Genomic DNA, 19,470 nt, shown 5'->3' on the forward strand with positions numbered 1-19,470 from the left:
GCTCCTGCTGCGCCGGTAGCTCCTACTGCTCCCGCCTCTCCTGTTGCCCCGGTAGCTCCTGTCGCTCCTGCTGCGCCAGTAGCTCCTATTGCTCCCGCCTCTCCTGTTGCCCCGGTAGCTCCTGTTGCTCCTGCTGCGCCGGTAGCTCCTACTGCTCCCGCCTCTCCTGTTGCCCCGGTAGCTCCTGTCGCTCCTGCTGCGCCAGTAGCTCCTATTGCTCCCGCCTCTCCTGTTGCCCCGGTAGCTCCTGTTGCTCCTGCTGCGCCGGTAGCTCCTACTGCTCCCGCCTCTCCTGTTGCCCCGGTAGCTCCTGTCGCTCCTGCTGCTCCCGCCTCTCCTGTTGCTCCGGTTGCCCCGGTAGCTCCTACTGCTCCCGCCTCTCCTGTCACTCCGGTTGCCCCGGTAGCTCCTGTCGCTCCGGTTACCCCAGCTCCACCCGTTGCTCCTGTCACTCCGGTTGCCCCTGTCGCACCAGTAACCCCAGCTCCACCCGTTGGGCCTGTAGGACCGGCTGGGCCCGTGCCACCGGACGGATAACCCTCATGGCCGGTGGCACCAGTAGCCCCGGTCGGACCTTGTAATGTAGTCGCAGACAAAGCCATTTCCAATTTGTTGGTGAGCACCCACTCCTTCTTGACCGTTTCCCGGAGGGTCTTCCTCACACTTTCATTAATATTGAGCAGATCGCTAATGGTTGCATTCGGTGAAGTCACGCCTGGCAGAGTACCCAGTACGTATTGCAGCTTCTCCCCCTCTGCATTCAAAATATGACTCAGGCCCAGTTCCTCCATCGCTATTGATGAGATGATTAACGATATCGCTTCTTCTCTCGTCAATGTGATCGTTGGCGTTATGTTGGGCAAATTCGATTGGGACATATTTAATCTCTCCTTTCATTTCCTTGAGTCTGATTAATATATGTCGCCTTGGTTTCAGTGGTATAAGTCATATACCTCAATTTTGACAACTGAAAACGAAAATTCCTCAAAATCGGCACTTGAATTTTCCCCATTTCGTGCAAGGTGAAGGCCCCCGAGGGGGGCGGGCGAAGATAGGTTCAATTTGTCTGTTCATTTTCTGAATTGGGTTGGAAGAAGCCCGCTTTTTTCTGGTCGCTTTATTTTCTTCTGCGCATGTGAATGACGGCAAAATGTCCATCCAGCTGATCAAAGCTTTGTCAGAACGCCATCCGTATTTGAATATCGAGCAAATCCGGCGGATCGGTGCCAAGCCGCTTGTGGACTACAATCCGCGTAATGAAGGACCCATGGAAGGCAAGGATAAGGACTTCAAACCCGTTTGCCAAAAAGGACATTCCTACGTGTACGATAGTTTTTGATCTAACCTATGAAACGCTCAAATATATCCATCCAAAAGCATGCGAAGCTTGCCCGTTCTTGGTAGAAGGAGCGTGTCAGAACGTGTTCAAAATCAAGATCGAATCGGATATTTGAAAGTACACCGTACCCGCACGGGGAAGTCATAGCTACAAAGAATTGTACAAAAAGCGTACGGCAGTCGAACGCGTGAACGCTTATCTCAAGGAATTCTTCCAGTTGAACAACATCCGGCATCGTGGCGGATCAAAAGCCAAGGTTGATTTCGACATTTCTTGTCTGGTCTATACGATGAGCAAGCTCGCTGTCGATCGAATAGACAAACAAATCAATTAAGATGAAACAGCCCGCATGATGAGTTTTCCACAATCGAAACCGGCTTCATTCGAAAAGCAGCCGTGAAACCAAGGGATAAGTCTGTCCAAATCTGCTTTATCCACAACGATTCGCAATCGCGGTCATTGTTTTTGAAATATTGATTCACAAAATCCTGGAAGTCTAAGTTTCTTGAGATCGAAAATCTGAAATCGTAAGCCAACGCACGCAGTAAGGAAAATGAGCATACCAAAGGCGCGATCTACCTCCACGTTTTGGTCCTTGGAAAACGGTATATTCCCGCTTTCGTTTGTGGAGTAAAGACGACGTTTTTCAAAAGATGTTTGAGTCGCTGTCCAGCGATGCTGACTTACAGGAAATTTCGATTGACAGCACTTCCTGCAAAGTTCACCAGCATGCGGCAGGGGCAAAAAAAGGGCCGAACATGCCGAAACCGACCAAGAAATCGGAGTTTCTCGGGGCGGACGCAACACCAAAATCCACGCCATAGTGGATGCTCTGGGGAATCCGATTCATTTGGTTTTAACGGCGGGAAATCGAAATGACTGTTCGGTGGCCGTTGATGTTCTTTCGGGTGTAACGCTGTCTGGAAGCGTTGTTTTAGCCGATAAAGCCTACGGAACCCAAGCGATTCGAGATCACATTACATCCCAGGAATCGACGTTTTGCATTCCTCCAAAGTCCAATGTTGCAGATCCATGGGAATGTGATTTCAATCGATATAAGGAACGTCACGTCATGGAATATTTTTTCAATAAACTCAAACAATTCCGAGGGATCGCCACTCGATATGATAAACTTGCTCGTCACTTTTTGAGCTTTGCCTATTTAGCTTCTGCTATGATTTTACTGAAATAGCTCCATTGAGGTTAGTTTTCAGACACGCCCTAGATACAGCTCTGCCTCCAACATCACAAGAAAAACACAAAATTTAAAACCCTTTCAAACAGCATGCAAAAAACACGACCTGCCTAAGGGCGTGCTTATCACAATCGTAATATCCTCGAAGCTTGTATCGTTAAAGCAAAAAGCCACCGAAATGGCTGCTTTCTAAGTGGCTAAATACTATCCTCCGATATCATCATCTTTGGATTCACTGAGTAGTTTATTAATTCTCTACTGTTAGATGAATTATTCGTTATCGTTACTTATAGAAGAATTCTTGTATATGTTCTTTTTCAAAGACGATACGCTACCTTTTAGTTTAGTATCCTATCCCATGCTCAGTGGTTGTATAACGGTCGAAATTTGCACCACCCACAGGAACTACCAAAAAACTAATTAGCCCTATTGTAAGCATCATCGAAAGAAAAATCTTTTTCATTTTTAATCTCCCTTTCCAAAATATTATTCATAATCTTTGTGTATTTGTCCATCTGATCTTCATCTGCATGATTACGAAGGGACTCGAACAGGACTACACATTTCTTAAAGGCCACTATATCCTTGACCCTTTTTCGTCAAAATCTCACATATTAATACCCAAAATTTTCAACTGTTCATTGATTTTGGCTTCAAGTTCAGTGATTTCTTGTTTATCTTGCGCTAATAGCTTACTCACTTCGGCAAGGTCAATGACTTGCTCTTCTTCAAATGTATCCACGTAATCTATCTCAACGACTATAACAGTCCGAGAGAAACGCGGCAGGGCGGGAGCAGGTACATCCAACTGCATAACTATGAACTGCCTCACCAGTCCCTGTAACAGCAATGACCCAGATCCACAAGTCGGGCCATATACAGAAAAAGTATTTTCTGACAGATAACGATAAAACATAAAGGCTAAGATGTAGTTCTTGTATTCTGCAGCATCCATGCTTCCACGAAGCTCATTGGCCATCGCCCACAGTTTTGTTGTAATTGTTTATAGATTATTGCTCATTTTTGAGGTTTTCCGTCTTATATACGTTGTAACCTTCATAATGATAGCTTGCGTCGATGCCTTTCATATAAATTTCACGGTCATTGATCTTATCTGTAAGAGCTGCTTTTAGAAGAACCTTGATTTCGATGTCCTTAACGGGGCTTCTTTCCATTGCAAGCAGATAATCTTCTTTATCGACCTTGCTCCAATCGACAACTTGCCTCATTTCTTTTTTTAATATGGTATCAAGCCATATTCTTATGCTTCTTCCGTTACCTTCTCTGAAGGGATGAGCCACATTCATCTCAACATATTTTTCTATGATTTCGTCAAAGGTTGATTGCGGCATTTTTGCGATATTATCAAGTGCAACCTCAAGGTACATAACGGGTACGAAACGAAAACCACCCTTTGCAATATTTACATCACGCACTTTTCCGGCGAAGTCATAAATTTCTCCGAACAGACACTTGTGAATGTCAGATAATGCCTTAAATGTTCCGACCTCAAATGTATCTAACAAACCCGATTCAAACATTTCAAGAGCTTTTTTCTTGCTGATTTTCTCCTCAACACGAGCAAGCTCCGAAGAATCGCTTATCCCTAACTTGTTTTCTAAAACCATAACTTAATCCTCCCGTCAAACAAACATTTGTTGCAGCAGTGCTTTCTTCTGTTCTTGCAAGTGTTCCAGCTTACGCTGATGAAGGGTAATGAGGTGGTCGAGGTTTTTGAAGAACTCACGAAGTAGCGATGTGTCAGCAAGATCAACTGCTCACATATTTCAATTGTAAACTCCTACGCATTCAACACTTGTTCAGGAATCATCTCATGAAACACCTGTTCCGTGATTTCTTCCAGTAAAGCATATTTATCTTCATAATGGGCATATAACATCAAACACCAAATTTGTTGTCTATGCAACTTTTGACTTAGTCTGCTGGTTGAAATGATAATCATGCCGTTTTATTATCTTATCAGACAGATGTTGCTTAAACAATCTGTGACGGATTGGCTGAAAGGAAGGATCATAATAAAACCATGCTGTCAGCCAAAGAGCCGAAATACTGCTACTGGATGAGGTGCTTCATAAAAAGCTATCTGTTCGACGATAACATCACCATCGGATCCACAAAGGATGACAAACATAATAAAAACAGCGGCGATCCAAGACTTTATATTTCAAGTCCTGTCCGCCGCTGTTTCATTTTCGAAGAAACCTGCGCGCCTGTTGACCGATGATCTGAATGCCCCGCTCGATATTTTCATCCGTTACTCGTGAGAAACCAAGCCGCATTGTATTCGTCCCTTCGCCTTCTTGAATAAAAAACTTGTCTCCAGGTGTAAAAATAACGCCCGGTTCTGTGCAGGCCTCCGTCGCCAGACAATTGTGCCTCGGGAAGATATGCTTCACAACATGCCTTTGTAAGCTCATATTTGCGTTTGTATTCAAGCACCCAGCCCACCCGCAAGCCTGGGAACAGCACCTTGGAGAGGCTGCCAATATAGATGACCCCGTTCCCCTGGCCTGCTGTCGCTATTAATGGCGCAATATGTGCCCCCGATCAAGAAAGGTAATCAGCTGGTTTAAGTTTAAAATACACATGATAACGTTCATCTTGAATTTGATACAGAGGAACAAGCTTAAGCTCATCCAGAACAAACGTCAAAGGGTTATCCTTTTGTTGAATGATTTGCTCCAGCAATTGTTGCTCACTGTATGCCCAGGAGATATAATCCCGTTCCTCGGATAATGCCGCCAGCACATACGGCCCATAAGCGAGACTTTTAAGGTTGTGGTCATCGGGAGCGCTCTCCAGTCTCAAGGAGCACGACAGCGTCAGCTCGATTTCATCCATTTCCCATACTTTGCGCAGCTTTACATAGCCATGCTCATACTCCAGTTCACGAAGAGGCTCTCCGTTAATCTTTACTTGAACGGGCTCTGATACCCAACCGGGAATTCTGAACAATAGGGTCGTTTCATTGCCGCCCTCGATATAAAAGCGGACCGTCTCCAGGCTTCCCTGATCCCGCTTCTGCATTAGACTGAGTCCCTGCTCGTTCCAATCCAGTTGTGATGGAATATACAAGTTCACATACAATCTGTCTTCATCATGGAAATAGATGGCTTCCTGGTATTTAAAATGATTTTCCAGTCCGGTTCCATGGCAGCAGGTATTTTCGTGTGTATCAAATTTCTTGACAGATCCAGGCGCGAGCGGCATAAAATAAGTGCTTCCGCCCTCGGCTTTTTGGCTATTCTCTGAGGCAAGAATATGGTTATAAAGCGCCTTCTCATAATAATCCATATATGTTTTGTGCGGGTTAAATTGAAAAAGCTCTTTGGTCAGCTTTAACATATTATAGCTCGCACAGGTTTCCGCCGTTTTATCACTGAGAAAACCGGCAATGGCGTCCGGCTCTCTGAACATTTCCGTCTCTCCGGTGCCGCCGATGGCATAAATATGGCTTTGTGTCACCATCGTCCAGAAGTTTTCTGCGATTTCAAAATAATCCTTGTTGCCTGCTACTTCAAACAGCTTCAAGGCTCCAATCACCTGCGGAATGTGCTGGTTGGCATGCATATTTCCGAGTGTGTCCACATTCTCCTTCATGGGGAGGAAGAGCTTTTCATTGTCAAAATATTTCGCTGTGATCAAATAATTTTCATTGCCGGTGATTGCATATAATTTGGCCAAGACCTCATTCATTCCGCCAAATTCTCCGGCAATATACATGGACCACATGTTATTCAGCTGCTCTCGCGGAAGCCGGCTTAACCGATTGTGGAGCCAATGACCCAGCTTATCGCAAATATCCAAAGCTTCCTGCTGCCCCGCAAGCTGGTAACAATCCAGCAGCCCGGCCATAATTTTGTGCAGTGTATAATAAGGAGCCCATATTTCCGGATAAGTCGTATATTGCTCCAGCAAATCGAACTGCTCTTCCGAATACGCGCTCAGGAAACCCCGACCATAGCCCCCCTGTTCAAAAAGAGCTGTTTGGCATTTGCCCAGTTCTGCTACCATGTATTGAATTTTCCCCAGCAGCCCGGAATCCGCTGTGGCATGATAAGCAAGAGCCAGTGAGGAAAGGTAATGCCCGGTGGTATGCCCCTTCAGATTGCATTCCGGAGCGTCCCACCCCGTCATCGGCTGTGAGCCTTTGGTGTCGCAGGCCGCCGTGACCCTGAAATTGTACAGCATCTGGTCATCGTCCACAGACCGCACATACTGCAGTAAACGGTCCATAGCCGCTGCAAATTCGCTTTCCTTGTCCAGTCTGACGTTCTGTCCCTTAAACTCCTGGACCCGCTTGGTGAAAGGGGCTGTCGCCTCAGCCTCATCCACCACTTGAATCGTGGCCAGTGCTTTCAAGGGGCTTCCATCCACTTTACCGTGGATTGAGAAAGTTCCCGTCTGCTGGTAATCCTCCTCTTTGACTCGGTCCCAGGAAACCTGGCTTACCGTATAACCTCCGGTATCATTTTTCACAATGACGACGGTTGGCAGCTCCGGTTGTTCCCCAACGATTGTGCACACGGTTAACGGATTTACCGCAACGATCTTTGCTTTATGTTCTTCCTGCAGAACCGTTACTTTAAAGGTCTTGCGGGCCACCTCTCCTTCATAGGTCAAAGTTGCGACAAGGGCCACTTTCCGGTTGCCCACCCCAAAGGCAGGTCTGGTCACCTTGCCCGTATGACTTATAAATAGCGTCTCTTTCGATTCCCACTGAATGGTTGAACCGTAATTACCCTGCAGCGGAAGATTCAAATCGGTCTCTACTGTATTCAAGTTTCCCAAATAAATCGCATTGCCGTCCAGTTCCGTTATTTCTTTAGCTCTTGCCGATCTGGCAGCATTTTGCCCCAACTCCATCTCCCATCCGCCTTTCTCCACTTTACGCCTGTACCACAGCGCCTATTTTTTGTTTGATCCAGTTCTTTCCTTCGATGATCCGTGAAATGACCATGCTAATGGCCGGATCGCCGGTTACATTCACCATCGTGCACAGCGGATCGTCTTATAGATACAAGTATGCCAGCCTGACGGGGGGATTGAAATTATTAAAATAAACAAAAAATATAATATTATTAACAACGAAAATATAACATTATTATCATTTTTATTTTGTTTAATTGTTGGGTATCACCCTTATTTTTGGCTTTTACTTAGATTTTATTGATCATCCCGGCGTTTATATGGTAGGGTTTATATAACAAAATTGATTTGAGGTGGCAGAATTGCTATACATCCATTTCAGCTGTCCTCCTTTGCCTCATCTGATCGTCGGGGGAATATCGTTGTTCCGAAAAGGAGATCTTCACGAACGCCGCGTTCTTGACCATACGTTTGACCTGATCTTTGTCTTTTCGGGAGCGCTTTATCTGGAAGAGGATGGGCGGAAATATACGATTGAGCCTGGCCAATATTTAATTTTGACCCCTGACAAGCTGCATAAAGGCTACAAAGCCTGCACCTCTGACACGACCTTCTCCTGGGTTCATTTCTATACAACGGGAGATTATTTCTATTCCGAGAATCCCATCACTCCTGCCGATTACAAAATGAACAAAACGAAATATTATAAAAAGGATGTTTTTTATATTTCGCTCCCCCAATCCGGAAGAATTGACGACAGTCTGCATGAAATGTTGAAGAATCATATGGACAGCATTTCCCAGGTCAAAATTGACAAATATCATAATGAGAAGCTGTTTTATTCATCGACCAAATCCCAAATCGAATACCAGCAGTTATTTCTGAAAATATTAACGATTTTTTGCGATTTGCGTGAGCACGAAAAAGAAAAAGAATTGGCGGATGAGATTTTTGATTATTTGTCTTTGCATTATGAGGACGCTTTCGATTTGAACCAGCTTGCAGCCCAGTATTCCTTTCATCCAGCCCATATCATTCGCTCTGTCAAGAAAAAATACGGACTGAGCCCCTTGCAATTGCTGCTTTCCATCAGGGTTCAAAAAGCAATGAAGCTGCTGGCAGAAGAATGCCACTCCGTCGGGGAAATTGCGTCTCTTGTCGGCTTTACCGACTCTGCTTATTTTTGCAAGCAGTTCAAAAAGATCACTTCTTTAACGCCTTTGCAATACCGCAATCAGCGGCGGTCTTTACGCTCAACTGACTGAGCGGATGCTGTATGCATTGCGAATCGCAGTCTAGGAGTTTATTTTCACCTGGCAAAAAGAGCTTCAACCCACTGCAGTGAAGTTGAAGCTCTTTCTCTTGTTTTTATCAAACCGGCTGCATCACCTGCATAAACCTTCCCATCCGCTCCAAGGCCTTCTCCAAGTCGACGAGCGAGGTTGCATAGGAGCAGCGAATAAAGCCCTCTCCCCCCGATCCGAAGACATGTCCCGGTACAACCGCCACGTTCGCTTCTTTCAACAGGCGCAGAGCGAACTGCTCGGATGACATACCAGTAGAAGCAATTGACGGGAAGGCATAAAAAGCACCTTCAGGCTCGTGACAGGCCAGCCCGATTGCATTCAAGCCAGCTACAAACAGCTTGCGGCGTTCATTGTAGCTCGCCATCATCTCATCCTTGGCAGCCAGGCCATGACGCAAGGATTCGAGCGCCGCGATCTGTGCAATGGTAGGAGCGCACATGGTCGTGTACTGGTGGATTTTCAGCATGCCTGCGATTAGCTCGCGCGGGCCGCAAGCATAGCCTATCCGCCAGCCTGTCATGGCGAACGCTTTGGAAAAGCCGCTGATGACGATCGTACGCTCCTTCATGCCCGGTAAAGATGCGACACTGACGTGCTTTCTCCCGTAAGTCAGCTCAGCATAAACTTCATCGGAAATAACCACTAAATTATGCTGGATAACGAGCTCTGCAATCGGCAGCCAATCCTGCTCTGTCATCACTGCTCCGGTCGGATTACACGGATAATTGATCATCAAAACCTTGGAATGAGGTGTAATCGCCGCTTGCAGCGCTTGCGGGGTCAGCTTGAATTGCTCCTCTGCCGCGGCCGCCACCTCCACGATCTTACCGCCATGCAGATGGGCAATCGGTTCATAGGCAATATAGCTTGGCGCCGGAATCAGCACCTCATCTCCCGGATCGATCACGGCCCGCAGCGCCAGGTCAACGGCTTGACTGCTGCCCACTGTCACGATGATTTCCTGCCCGGGGTCATAGGAAAGAGCGAAGCTGCTGGCAAAATAAGCCGAAATCTCTTCCCGCAGCTCCATCAACCCGGTATTTGAGGTATATTTCGTCTGCCCTTCCCGCAATGCCTGGATGCAAGCTTCACGTACCTTTTCCGGTGTAACGAAATCCGGCTCTCCGACGCCAAGAGCGATGGTATCTCCGCCTGCCGCATTCAGATCAAAAAAAGCGCGGATTCCCGATGGCCGAAGCTCCCGTACACGAGAGGACAAAAATTGGCCTGTTCCCATTTCACTACACATACTGCACCATCCCCCATTCCCGTTTCCGTTCATGGAGTGAACTGGTAATAATACGATCCAGCAGCTGGGTAAAAGTCATACCTGCTGCAGCTGCGCTCTTCGGCAGCAGGCTGTTCACGGTCATTCCCGGCAAGGTGTTTACTTCCAGTACATAAGGTACATCCTGACACAAAATCATATCAATTCTTGCATAAACCTTGCACTGCAGCAGCCGATAGCTGGCTAGTGCCGCCTCGCGCACACGCTGCTCAATAACGGGAGGCAGCTGAATCACCTTCTCCTCGGCTCCGCCGTCCTCATACTTTGCTTTATAATCGAACCACTCAGAATGCGCGGAACGAATGCCGATGATTGGCAATACTTCGCCATCCACAATCGAGCAGGTAAGCTCTGTCCCTTTAATATAGGGCTCAATCAAGATCGTTTGATCCAAACGGCAAGCCTCCTGCGCAGCAGGCAGCAGCTCTTTCTCATGCTGCACAAGCTGGATGCCGATGCTGGATCCCCCCATATTCGGTTTTACAATAACCGGGTAACCCAGCTGCTCCACTGCCTGCGGATCATAATCGTCCATCCCCTGCCAGTAAAGGCCCTCAGGCGTATGCACACCCGCTGCCTTCAGCAGCATTTTGGACAGCTGCTTATTCATGCACAGGCTGCTGGCCAGGACACCGCTGCCTGTATATGGAATGCCCAGTGTCTCCAGCGCTCCCTGTACCGTGCCGTCCTCGCCATATTGACCATGCAGCGCCAAGAGCGCGAGATCGATGCCTGCCTGCTGAACCTGTGTGATTAAATCCGCCCGCTGATCGATTACAATTGGAACAGCCTCATAGCGGCTGCGGTCCAAATGATGAATCATCTCTTGCCCTGTCTGCAGCGAAACCTCACGCTCAGTGGAAATCCCACCCATAATAACGCCAATCTTCATCATGACACCTCATTTTTCTTGAATTATCGTTCTACGGTCGCGGATTGCGCTTCCCGTTATGCCTTGAGAAAGCTGCGCGCCTGTTGACCGATGATCCGAATCCCCCGCTCGATATGTTCATCTGTTACTCGTGAAAAACCAAGCCGCAATGTATTCGTCCCTTCGCCTTCCTGAATGAAAAACCTGTCTCCTGGTGTGAAAATAACACCCTGATCTGTGCAAGCTTCCAGCAGCTGGCGTGTATCTACGCCTTCCGGGAAGGTAAGAAACAAATGCAAGCCCCCGTCGCCGGACAACTGTGCCTCAGGTAGATACGCTTCACAGCATGCTTTCGTAAGCTCATATTTACGCTTATATTCCATCCGTGCTTTTTTTACATATTTATCGAAGTTTCCGTTGAGCAAATATTGATATAATACCGATTGATCAAGTGTTGATGTATGAATGGAACGTGCACGCTTAATGCTTTCCAGATGGTCGATCAGCGCCCGGTCTCCAAGCACCCAGCCCACCCGCAAGCCAGGGAACAGCACCTTGGAGAAGCTGCCAATATAGATGACCCCGTTCCCTTGCCCTGCTGTTGCTATTAGCGGCGCAACATGCGCTCCCGAGTAGCGCAGCTCCTCGTTGAATCCATCCTCGATCACTGGAATCTGATAACGCATCATCAGTTTCATCACCGCACTGCGTTTCGCGGGCGACATGACGATGCCAGTAGGATTGTGATAAGACGGAGTTAAATAGGCCAGATCGAAGCTGTGTGGCTGCTTTTGCAGTACCGCCTCAAGCTGATTTACATCGATACCGTCACGCTCCATCGGAATGCCTGTGATCTCATATCCTTGCAGCTTCAAATTTTTGATCGCTGTATGATGGGTCGGATTTTCACAAATTGCCGCTCCGGGGCGTGCAGATGGGCGCAGTGCCGACAGCACAATGTCAAAGCCTTCTGTAAACCCGCTTGTGATCAGCATATCCTTGCCGCTGATATCGACGCCCTTATTCTCCATATAACGCATCAGGTAATCGATCAAGGGCTTGTAGCCCTTGGCATAACCATAGTTGAGCAGTACCTGCCCTTCGATGGCCATCCGGTCCAGAAAGGCTCGCCTTACATCCCCCAGATCAAACAGCTGCTCATCCGGAGCGATGCTTGTGAACGAGATGGTTCCTTTTTTGGCGCGAATGCCCTGCTTCATCATATCCAGTTGTACAGCCGATACGGCATACTCGTTCATTCTTGTGTTCCAGTCGATCTGCCACGCGGCGGCGGAGCCGTCAGCTCCTCCGTTATTCGCAGCCAAATGGCTGGCCAAAACAGCCACATAACTCCCTTTTCCTGGAATCACATACGTAAATCCGTCGTCTTCAAGCCCTTCATAAGCTGCAATGACTGTATTGCGGCTCACCTTGAACACACTGCTCATTTCTCTTGTGGAGGGCAGCTTCTGCTCCGCCTGAAGCGCCCCTTTTATAATTAAACGTTTGACGTATTCTTTCACTTGTATCGCGACCGGGCGGTCATCGACAAGCTTGAAATCCTGGAACATCCATCATCGCCCCCACTTGTAATGATGACACGGTAGACGAAAGAAAAAAAGAACCACCCTGCTGGATTTTTCATCCTAGGATGGTTCCTTCGTTTTGTTTAAATTTTCGCGTCCGATTGTTCAACCTCAAACAGATCCAGGAAAAACATAAAGATAGGAATACCGATGATGAGCCCCCAAATTCCGAGGTAATGCTGGGAGAAGATGAGGACCATGAACGTGTAAAACATCGGGATCTTTGTTTTGTGTGCATACAGCCTGGGATTGAGAAAATATGTTTCAAGCGCATGAATGGCCAGAATCATGACGACCGTCCAGATGACAAGCGTAACGCCGCCGATCTGGAAGCCAATGATGCCGATGGGGATGAACGAAATGACTACACCCGCTACCGGAATGAGACTAAGCAGGAATACCATGATTGTCAAAGCGAACAAATACGGGAACCCCATAATCCACAGTCCGATCATGGTCAGCACCGTATTGAACAGCGCGATCAGCAGCTGTACTTCGATGACCTTGCCAAAAGAGGAAGTAAACTTTCGGCCAAAATATTCGAATTCCTTGTAGAGCCAGCCGATTTTGCTTGTGCGGAACTTTTCCGTGAAGGTGATGGTTTTCTTCCGCTGCAGCAAATAGAAGAAGCTGAGAAAAATGACGAAAAGGATGATCTCCAACCACTTGCCCAATTTCGCAATGTATTCGATGACATTCCCCAGATAGTCCTCGTATTTGACATCTCCTTTATGGAGTGCATCGATCAGCCACTGGATGACTTGATTGTCGTTGGGAGTGGCAAGAAAAAGGCTGATGCTGTCGATCACGTCGCTAACCTGGCGGATGAGCTTCGGAACATAGTTTGAAATGCCGATGACCAGTCCCGCCACAAGCAGCGCGTACAAGATGATGACGACGACGGTCGGTGATACGGAAAAAAAACGGTTCAATTGCTTGGTGATGAATCCCTGCAGGCGTCCCATGACAAAGGTAACGAGGAACAGGAGAAGCAAAAGATTCAGCATATGCCGAAGACTGTACAACAGCACAACGACAAGTAGAAGAAAAGAGATTCTTCGAACCCAGGTCTGGGCAAAAAAAGTGCGCAACGCTTCCATGAATTCCCCTCATTTACATTCATTAAAACCTCTATTACGGTGGTGAGCATCCTGGGTTGCATTTCTGCTCAAATTATTCCATCCGTTCTATGTTGTTTAAGAATAACCCACTTTGAAACAAGAGGCAAGCCCGCCCCAAGCCCCTGCGGAATCGAGGTCAGGCTTGCGGTTTTATTGGTTCTGGTTCCCTGCTTGTGCTGTTCATGTCTTGATTTCTTCTACATCGGACAAATTGATATATATAATCGGATATTTCCGTTTTTCGTTGGACAACATCTCTGATAGGCTGAAGTTGAGCATTTATTAATCAACAAAACTCATCACAATTAAATGGAGGTTAGTGTATTGGTCAGACCGTTCAAGATTTCAATTCCTCAACAAGAGGTAGATGATCTTTTTTCAAGACTAAAGCAGGCTCGTTGGCCGTCAATATTTCATGAAAAGCCGTGGGCTCTTGGTACAGATCATTCTTTTATGAAGCGATTAATAGATTATTGGGGCTCTGAATATAATTGGCGCGAACAGGAGAACTGGCTTAATAGTTTCCCACAGTTTATTGAAACCGTTGATGGCATGAACATTCATTTTATACATGTACGAGGAGAAGGAGCTTCCTCGAAACCTTTGCTGATCACTCATGGGTGGCCAGGCTCATTCATGGAGATGCTGAAGGCGGTCCCTTATTTGACAACTCCGTCGCTTTTTGGGGGGAAATCCGAGGATTCTTTTGATGTAATCATCCCCTCTATTCCGGGTTTTGCATTTTCGGACAAACCGACCCGGCCCGGTGTGGGATCAAGATATGTCGCAGAGCTTTGGGCAAAATTAATGGATAGTCTAGGTTACGAAAGCTATTTCGTGCAGGGTGGAGATATTGGGGCAGGTGTTTCCACATGGTTATCACTTATGTACCCTGATCGGGTAAAGGGGCTGCATCTCAACTTTATTCCTGGAAGCTACAAGCCGCTACTCAGCGAGGAAACACCTCCGCTCAGTGACGAGGAGCAAAAATACCTGGATAAAGTAGCTGGCTGGACGGAGCGTGAAGGCGCTTATGGCGCCCTCCATAAGACGAAGCCGGAAACCATCGCTTTTGCACTCAGTGATTCCCCAATCGGTCTTGCCAGCTGGATTGTTGAGAAATTCCAGGCTTGGAGTGACTGTAACGGAGATATTGAAGCGTCTTTTTCGCTCGATGATCTTCTTACAAACATTTCTATTTACTGGTTTACCAATTCAATCGCTTCTTCGATCCGAATCTATGCAGAAGGCCCCAAAATGCCCTTGCCTTTCTCTGAAGGCCAGAAGGTGACTGTCAAAACAGGGGTCTCCGTCTTTCCTAAAGAGCTTCCCATGCCTCCCCGCAGCTGGGTTGAACGAGGGTATAATGTAACCTATTGGGAGCATATGAACAAAGGCGGCCATTTCGCTGCTATGGAGAATCCTGAATTATTTGCCGGGCAGCTTCATCACTTTTTTCACTCATTATAAAGGCCAGACATCTAAAAAAACATCGCCAGCAATGTGGCGATGTTTAAATTACGCGTATATGCGTATATGTTATCACATTTCCATCGGTGCACGTTCATTGAAAGCATCGAATTTGCGCACTTCGTTCCTTATTTTACTTCCCCATTACGCAAAAAGTGCTTCTAAACTTAATAGAGTGTTTTCAGCGCATCTGGCGAAAATGGAGTCAACTCGTCGATACGGCCATCGCGGATTTTACTTACCCAATCGGGATCGGCCAATAATGCCCGACCTATGGCTACCAGATCGAACTCCCCACGCTCCAGTCTCTCGATCAGCCCATCGATGTTGGCAATACCCGCTCCCTTTCCTTCGGTCATGAGAGCCATAAATTCACTGTCCAATCCGACCGATCCAACTGTGATTGTCGGTTTTCCTGTCAGCTTCTTGGTCCATCCGGCAAGATTCAGATCAGAGCCTTCGAATTCAGGCTCCCAGAAGCGGCGGGTGGAGCAGTGGAAAACATCGACTCCCGCAGCGGTTAACGGTGCCAGAAATTGCTCCAGTTCAACCGGCGTTGTTGCCAATTTGGCCGTATAGTCACTGCCCTTCCATTGCGAGAAGCGCAACACGATAGGGAAGTCCGGTCCGACGGCGCGGCGGCAAGCTTCGATGACCTCCACCGCAAAGCGGGTGCGTTCCACCATATCACCGCCATAACGGTCAGTGCGCGGGTTCGTTTGGTTCCAGAAAAACTGGTCAATCAAATATCCGTGCGCGCCATGCAGTTCGATCCCGTCAAAACCGATGCGCTTCGCATCGGCTGCCGCCTGCGCAAAAGCTTCCACGATTGCGGCGATATCTTCTTCTGTATAATCGCCGACATGGCCGCGGGCTCCCATATGCCAGATCTGCGGTATGATCCGCCCGCCCGCTTTATGTACCTCAGCCGCTACGTTGGCCCAACCGTTTAATGCCTCTTCGCCATAGAAGTGTGGTACATTTTCCTGATTGGACGAATCCGGATGATTGATAACCGTGCCTTCGGTCACAATAAGTCCGACTCCGTTTTCTGCCCTGCGGCGGTAGTAGGCAGCCACATCAGCCCCCGGCACGCCTTCAGGAGAAAATTGCCGGGTCATCGGCGCCATCACGATGCGATTGGACAAAGTCATATTTTTAATTGAAAACGGTTGGAACAAAGCTTGAACGGATTTAGAGTTAGTCATAACAACCTCCAGATTTATTTTGTATTTTGACGGCAGCTTTTTGAATCTACAGTCAAGAGAAATCGAAAAAAATTTAATGCACTCTATATTCTTTTAGTATCACCTCCTTCACGGGGTTATTGCATACGAATTTTTTTTGACTACTGAGTCAAGAAAATTTCAAAAAAAGACATGCACGCATTTTGCTGACAGTACATGCACGTTGTATTCCCCAGCTCCGTATCACTCACAAGCTTTCAAACGATCTCGGGCATCATAAGCGCAATAGCCGTGCGCAATACGTCCGCGATCTGCTGCCGTGAAGCACCGGACTTTTCCATCACCTTTGCCCCGCTAAGAGCGTTGTTAAGGTGAAGGGCAAGCTCCTTGCTGGTAAGGCGGGTTGTAATCAATCGCTGTTCCTGGCCGCTGCGAATCACCTTCTCAAGTACCTGTTCGACCTGATTAAACATCAACCCGACCTCGCGGTTGACCTCCTCGTCTTCAGTTCCAAATTCAAGAGCTGCATTAACGATGAGGCAGCCTCGATTGGTCGGTTCATCGCTTTGATTCAGCGCAGCCTCGCATATGGCCTCCAATTTCTTCAAGAGAGACACCTCTTGGGAGGAAAACTCTTCCAGCTTGGCTATATTCTTCTCCCTATAAAGCGCCAATGCTTTTAAAAACAACTCACGCTTGTTCTTAAAGACACAATACAAACTTTGCTTCTTCACTTGCGTCGTACGGGTCAGATCATCATAGGAAGTCGCTTTAAAGCCTTTCGTCCAGAATACTTCCATGGATTGGTTCAGCGCACGATCAACATCGAATTCTCTTGGTCTGCTCATAAGGGTATCGTATCAATTCTTGACTACACAGTCAATTACGTGTTTTATGGAGAGAGCTTTGTTTCATTTTTTTCCTTTCCAAGTCCAATGGGCTTCGCTGCTTGTGCCAGCAGGCCGGCGATGGTTACAGCGATAAGCACGACGATCAATGCACGAAGCAGGCCGACCGATTCGCCGATAATGCCCAAAAAAGGTGGGCCAACAAGGAATGCGAGGTAACCGGCTGTCGAAACCGCGCCTACCCTTGCCGCTACTCCGCGGGGATCATCTCCTGCAGCAGACAGTCCCACTGGAAAGCCGAATGCCGCGCCAAGTCCCCAAAGCACAATCCCGACCGTTGCAAACGCGTAACTCTGCCCGAATATAACAATCAGCAGTCCTGCAATAGCGAAAAGTGCGGATCCCCGCAGAATGGCAACTCTGCCAAACCGGTCGAGCAGCATGCCGCCTGCTGCGCGGCCAAGTGTCATCGCTGCCACAAATAAGCCAAAAGCAAATGAACCCATAGCTGGTGTAACCTTGTATCCGTCCACCATGACAAGCGGAAGCCAGTCGTTGGCCGAGCCTTCCGCAAAAGCCATGCCAAGCACGATGATACCAATCAGAGCCGTACGCGGCTCTTTCCATACAGCCATGCGCTCTCTGGCGCTCATTGGCGGATCATTCGAATCATTGCCAGTTTCTTTCCCGGTGCCTGCAGGCACGAGTCGCACTAAAAATATCACAGACAACAAGATAACAGTCACGACAAGCCCCATATGAACAGCTACCGGTATACCAGCCTTAATCGCAGCCGATCCTGCGACAGCTCCAAGCAGCGTTCCCATGCTGAACGCGGCATGATAACTGGTCAGGAGCGATTTTTGAACAGCTTTCTCAACTGCTGTCCCCTCCACGTTCATCGCCACATCACAGATCCCATTCCCGAAGCCGAAGACAGCCAATCCCAAAAACACCGTGATGCCGTTAATCAGCCATGAGCCGCCAATACCTACAATGACAAGTCCAATCGTACTGACTGCCAGCCCGGCAGCCATGACAAAACGGCCGCCTTTATGCGCTATAAGATGGCTGGCACTCAACAGACCCATAATAGAACCCAGGGCCAATCCAAAAATAATCCAGCCCATTTGTGACGTTGTAGCTCCCAGAGCATCCCGAATCGTTGGCGTACGCGATACCCATGATGCCATTGAATACCCGGGCAGTGCAAAAAAGAAATAAATAGCGATACGCCATAAATGAATTTGATGACTGTTTAATGGTTGGTTCATACATGTCCCCCTAAGTCAGAGTGTTAAAAGCATAACTTTATAAATTTATTTTATAAAGTATATTTATTAAGTATGCAACATTTTTTTTCTTTGTCAAGAAGTCAAATACGTGGAATTAAACAGCAAAAAGATCGCCTATTGGCGATCTTAATTAAGCCATCCTTCTCCTTTTGTTCAACAATAAAAATGACTATTTTTATTAAATTGCACCTGCATCTCTTGCGGAATAGAACGACGGGTAAATCGGTCGATAATTTAATTCTTCTCTGATCCGTGTTGTATCGACAACCTGGTCCCATGGATGAAAATCCTGTTGCAGCGCTTCTGACGAAACTTCACTATTATGAAGCTGTAACAATTCCGCAACGGCGATCGGCGCATCGTCGGCAACATTGTAGATTCGGCCATCGATACCTGGTGTGGAAGCTGCGAGCATCAGGGCTTGAGCTACATCCGCATGGTGTGCCATATGCATTCGTTTGGCTGGATTCCAATTACGCAAAAACGGCAGAAATTCTGTGATATGGGAATCACGCTCACCGTAGACAAATGGAAGCCGTACGATGCGCAGTCCTAATCCCTGTTCGCGATGAAGCTGCAGCAATGCCGCTTCGGCATCGGCTTTGGATTGAGGATAAGGATGATAGGCAGGCCTCAACTCGTCATCTTCACGGTTTGGTCGCGCGTGATCCCCCGCACCGTATACATTATTGGTGCTGGAAAAAACAAACCTCGGCACATCCGCCTGTAACGCAGCGCGTGCCAGGGCTATGCTGCCATCGAAGTTTGAGATTTTGGTGGTATGCTCGTCTACCCCACGGAACTGTGCTGCCAGGTGAATCACAACATCAGTGCCCCGGAGAGCATCAACATAATTGTCCGCTTGCAAAAGATCACCTTCTACAACTTCAGCCCCTTGCTGGTGAAGCCAGTCCGCCTTTACAGCATCCCTAACCAACACTTTAACGTGATAACCCCGCTGTAACATACGCGGCACAAAACGGCTTCCTACTTTTCCTGTGGCACCTGTTACAAAAATGTTCATTTTTCAAATCCTCCTAACTTTTTTTGAAGCTACATTGGCAGTATAATAG

The 19,470-nt window shown here is 47.5% G+C and carries 15 protein-coding genes and 3 pseudogenes; 5 read left to right on the forward strand and 13 right to left on the reverse strand.

The features are described from left to right. Nucleotides 1-878: alpha-helical endospore appendage domain-containing protein (locus ACE41H_RS20800; protein WP_511055613.1), on the reverse strand; the 878-nt coding region annotated here is incomplete at its 3' end. 215 nt (nt 879-1,093) lie between these two features. Here ACE41H_RS20800 and ACE41H_RS20805 point away from each other — a divergent pair. The 3 genes and pseudogenes from ACE41H_RS20805 to ACE41H_RS20815 all read left to right on the forward strand — a co-directional run. Beyond that, nucleotides 1,094-1,673, forward strand: a pseudogene (locus tag ACE41H_RS20805) (transposase); the annotation flags it as partial. A 247-nt stretch (nt 1,674-1,920) separates the two neighbouring features. Continuing rightward, nucleotides 1,921-2,163 (forward strand): annotated as a pseudogene (locus ACE41H_RS20810) (hypothetical protein); the annotation flags it as partial. Beyond that, a complete protein-coding gene (locus ACE41H_RS20815; protein WP_375357519.1) occupies nt 2,052-2,531 on the forward strand; it encodes an IS5 family transposase in 480 nt (159 codons plus the stop codon). The pseudogene ACE41H_RS20810 and the gene ACE41H_RS20815, both read left to right, overlap by 112 nt. Before the next feature lie 610 nt (nt 2,532-3,141). Here the strand turns inward: ACE41H_RS20815 and ACE41H_RS20820 are convergent. The 4 genes and pseudogenes from ACE41H_RS20820 to ACE41H_RS20835 all read right to left on the reverse strand — a co-directional run bounded on the left by ACE41H_RS20820 (nt 3,142) and on the right by ACE41H_RS20835 (nt 7,421). Next, nucleotides 3,142-3,534 carry a type I restriction-modification system subunit M N-terminal domain-containing protein gene (locus ACE41H_RS20820; RefSeq protein ID WP_375357520.1) on the reverse strand — a complete coding sequence of 131 codons (393 nt, stop codon included), beginning with the start codon at nt 3,532-3,534 and terminating at the stop codon, nt 3,142-3,144. A gap of 10 nt (nt 3,535-3,544) precedes the next feature. Further along, entirely contained in the window at nt 3,545-4,162 is a 618-nt protein-coding gene (gene fic / locus ACE41H_RS20825) for a protein adenylyltransferase Fic (RefSeq protein ID WP_375357479.1), read from the reverse strand. 579 nt (nt 4,163-4,741) lie between these two features. Further along, nucleotides 4,742-5,102 (reverse strand): annotated as a pseudogene (locus ACE41H_RS20830) (PLP-dependent aminotransferase family protein); the annotation flags it as partial. Further along, complete coding sequence (locus ACE41H_RS20835) at nt 5,103-7,421, reverse strand: beta-L-arabinofuranosidase domain-containing protein (protein ID WP_375357480.1); 2,319 nt, start codon at nt 7,419-7,421, stop codon at nt 5,103-5,105. Between the two features lie 425 nt (nt 7,422-7,846). Between ACE41H_RS20835 and ACE41H_RS20840 the strand changes: the two genes are divergently transcribed. Further along, nucleotides 7,847-8,689: a helix-turn-helix domain-containing protein gene (locus ACE41H_RS20840; RefSeq protein ID WP_375357481.1), complete on the forward strand. Its 843-nt coding sequence runs from the start codon at nt 7,847-7,849 to the stop codon at nt 8,687-8,689. A gap of 106 nt (nt 8,690-8,795) precedes the next feature. Here ACE41H_RS20840 and ACE41H_RS20845 read toward each other — a convergent pair whose 3' ends face one another. The 4 genes from ACE41H_RS20845 to ACE41H_RS20860 all read right to left on the reverse strand — a co-directional run bounded on the left by ACE41H_RS20845 (nt 8,796) and on the right by ACE41H_RS20860 (nt 13,576). Further along, a complete protein-coding gene (locus tag ACE41H_RS20845) occupies nt 8,796-9,980 on the reverse strand; it encodes an aminotransferase class I/II-fold pyridoxal phosphate-dependent enzyme (protein WP_375357482.1) in 1,185 nt (394 codons plus the stop codon). Next, a complete protein-coding gene (locus ACE41H_RS20850; protein ID WP_375357521.1) occupies nt 9,973-10,911 on the reverse strand; it encodes a D-alanine--D-alanine ligase in 939 nt (312 codons plus the stop codon). The genes ACE41H_RS20845 and ACE41H_RS20850 overlap by 8 nt, the downstream gene beginning before the upstream one ends. 56 nt (nt 10,912-10,967) lie before the next feature. Continuing rightward, complete coding sequence (locus tag ACE41H_RS20855; protein WP_375357483.1) at nt 10,968-12,461, reverse strand: aminotransferase-like domain-containing protein; 1,494 nt, start codon at nt 12,459-12,461, stop codon at nt 10,968-10,970. 98 nt (nt 12,462-12,559) lie between these two features. Then, entirely contained in the window at nt 12,560-13,576 is a 1,017-nt protein-coding gene (locus ACE41H_RS20860) for an AI-2E family transporter (protein ID WP_375357484.1), read from the reverse strand. 345 nt (nt 13,577-13,921) lie between these two features. On the opposite strand from ACE41H_RS20860, the gene ACE41H_RS20865 reads away from it, so the two are divergent. Beyond that, complete coding sequence (locus ACE41H_RS20865; RefSeq protein ID WP_375357485.1) at nt 13,922-15,067, forward strand: epoxide hydrolase family protein; 1,146 nt, start codon at nt 13,922-13,924, stop codon at nt 15,065-15,067. Between the two features lie 167 nt (nt 15,068-15,234). Here ACE41H_RS20865 and ACE41H_RS20870 read toward each other — a convergent pair whose 3' ends face one another. The 4 genes from ACE41H_RS20870 to ACE41H_RS20885 all read right to left on the reverse strand — a co-directional run bounded on the left by ACE41H_RS20870 (nt 15,235) and on the right by ACE41H_RS20885 (nt 19,421). Continuing rightward, nucleotides 15,235-16,275, reverse strand: a complete 1,041-nt coding sequence (locus ACE41H_RS20870) for an NADH:flavin oxidoreductase (RefSeq protein ID WP_375357486.1) — start codon at nt 16,273-16,275, stop codon at nt 15,235-15,237. Between the two features lie 236 nt (nt 16,276-16,511). Next, the gene (locus ACE41H_RS20875; protein WP_375357487.1) at nt 16,512-17,102 is read right to left on the reverse strand and encodes a TetR/AcrR family transcriptional regulator; all 591 of its coding nucleotides are present in this window, start codon (nt 17,100-17,102) and stop codon (nt 16,512-16,514) included. Nucleotides 17,103-17,146: 44 nt separating this feature from the next. Then, the gene (locus tag ACE41H_RS20880; protein WP_375357488.1) at nt 17,147-18,376 is read right to left on the reverse strand and encodes an MFS transporter; all 1,230 of its coding nucleotides are present in this window, start codon (nt 18,374-18,376) and stop codon (nt 17,147-17,149) included. A gap of 199 nt (nt 18,377-18,575) precedes the next feature. Continuing rightward, a complete protein-coding gene (locus ACE41H_RS20885) occupies nt 18,576-19,421 on the reverse strand; it encodes an NAD-dependent epimerase/dehydratase family protein (RefSeq protein ID WP_375357489.1) in 846 nt (281 codons plus the stop codon). Between the last annotated feature and the right edge of the window lie 49 nt (nt 19,422-19,470).

Source organism: Paenibacillus enshidis (assembly GCF_042136365.1).
Lineage (GTDB): Bacteria > Bacillota > Bacilli > Paenibacillales > Paenibacillaceae > Paenibacillus > Paenibacillus enshidis.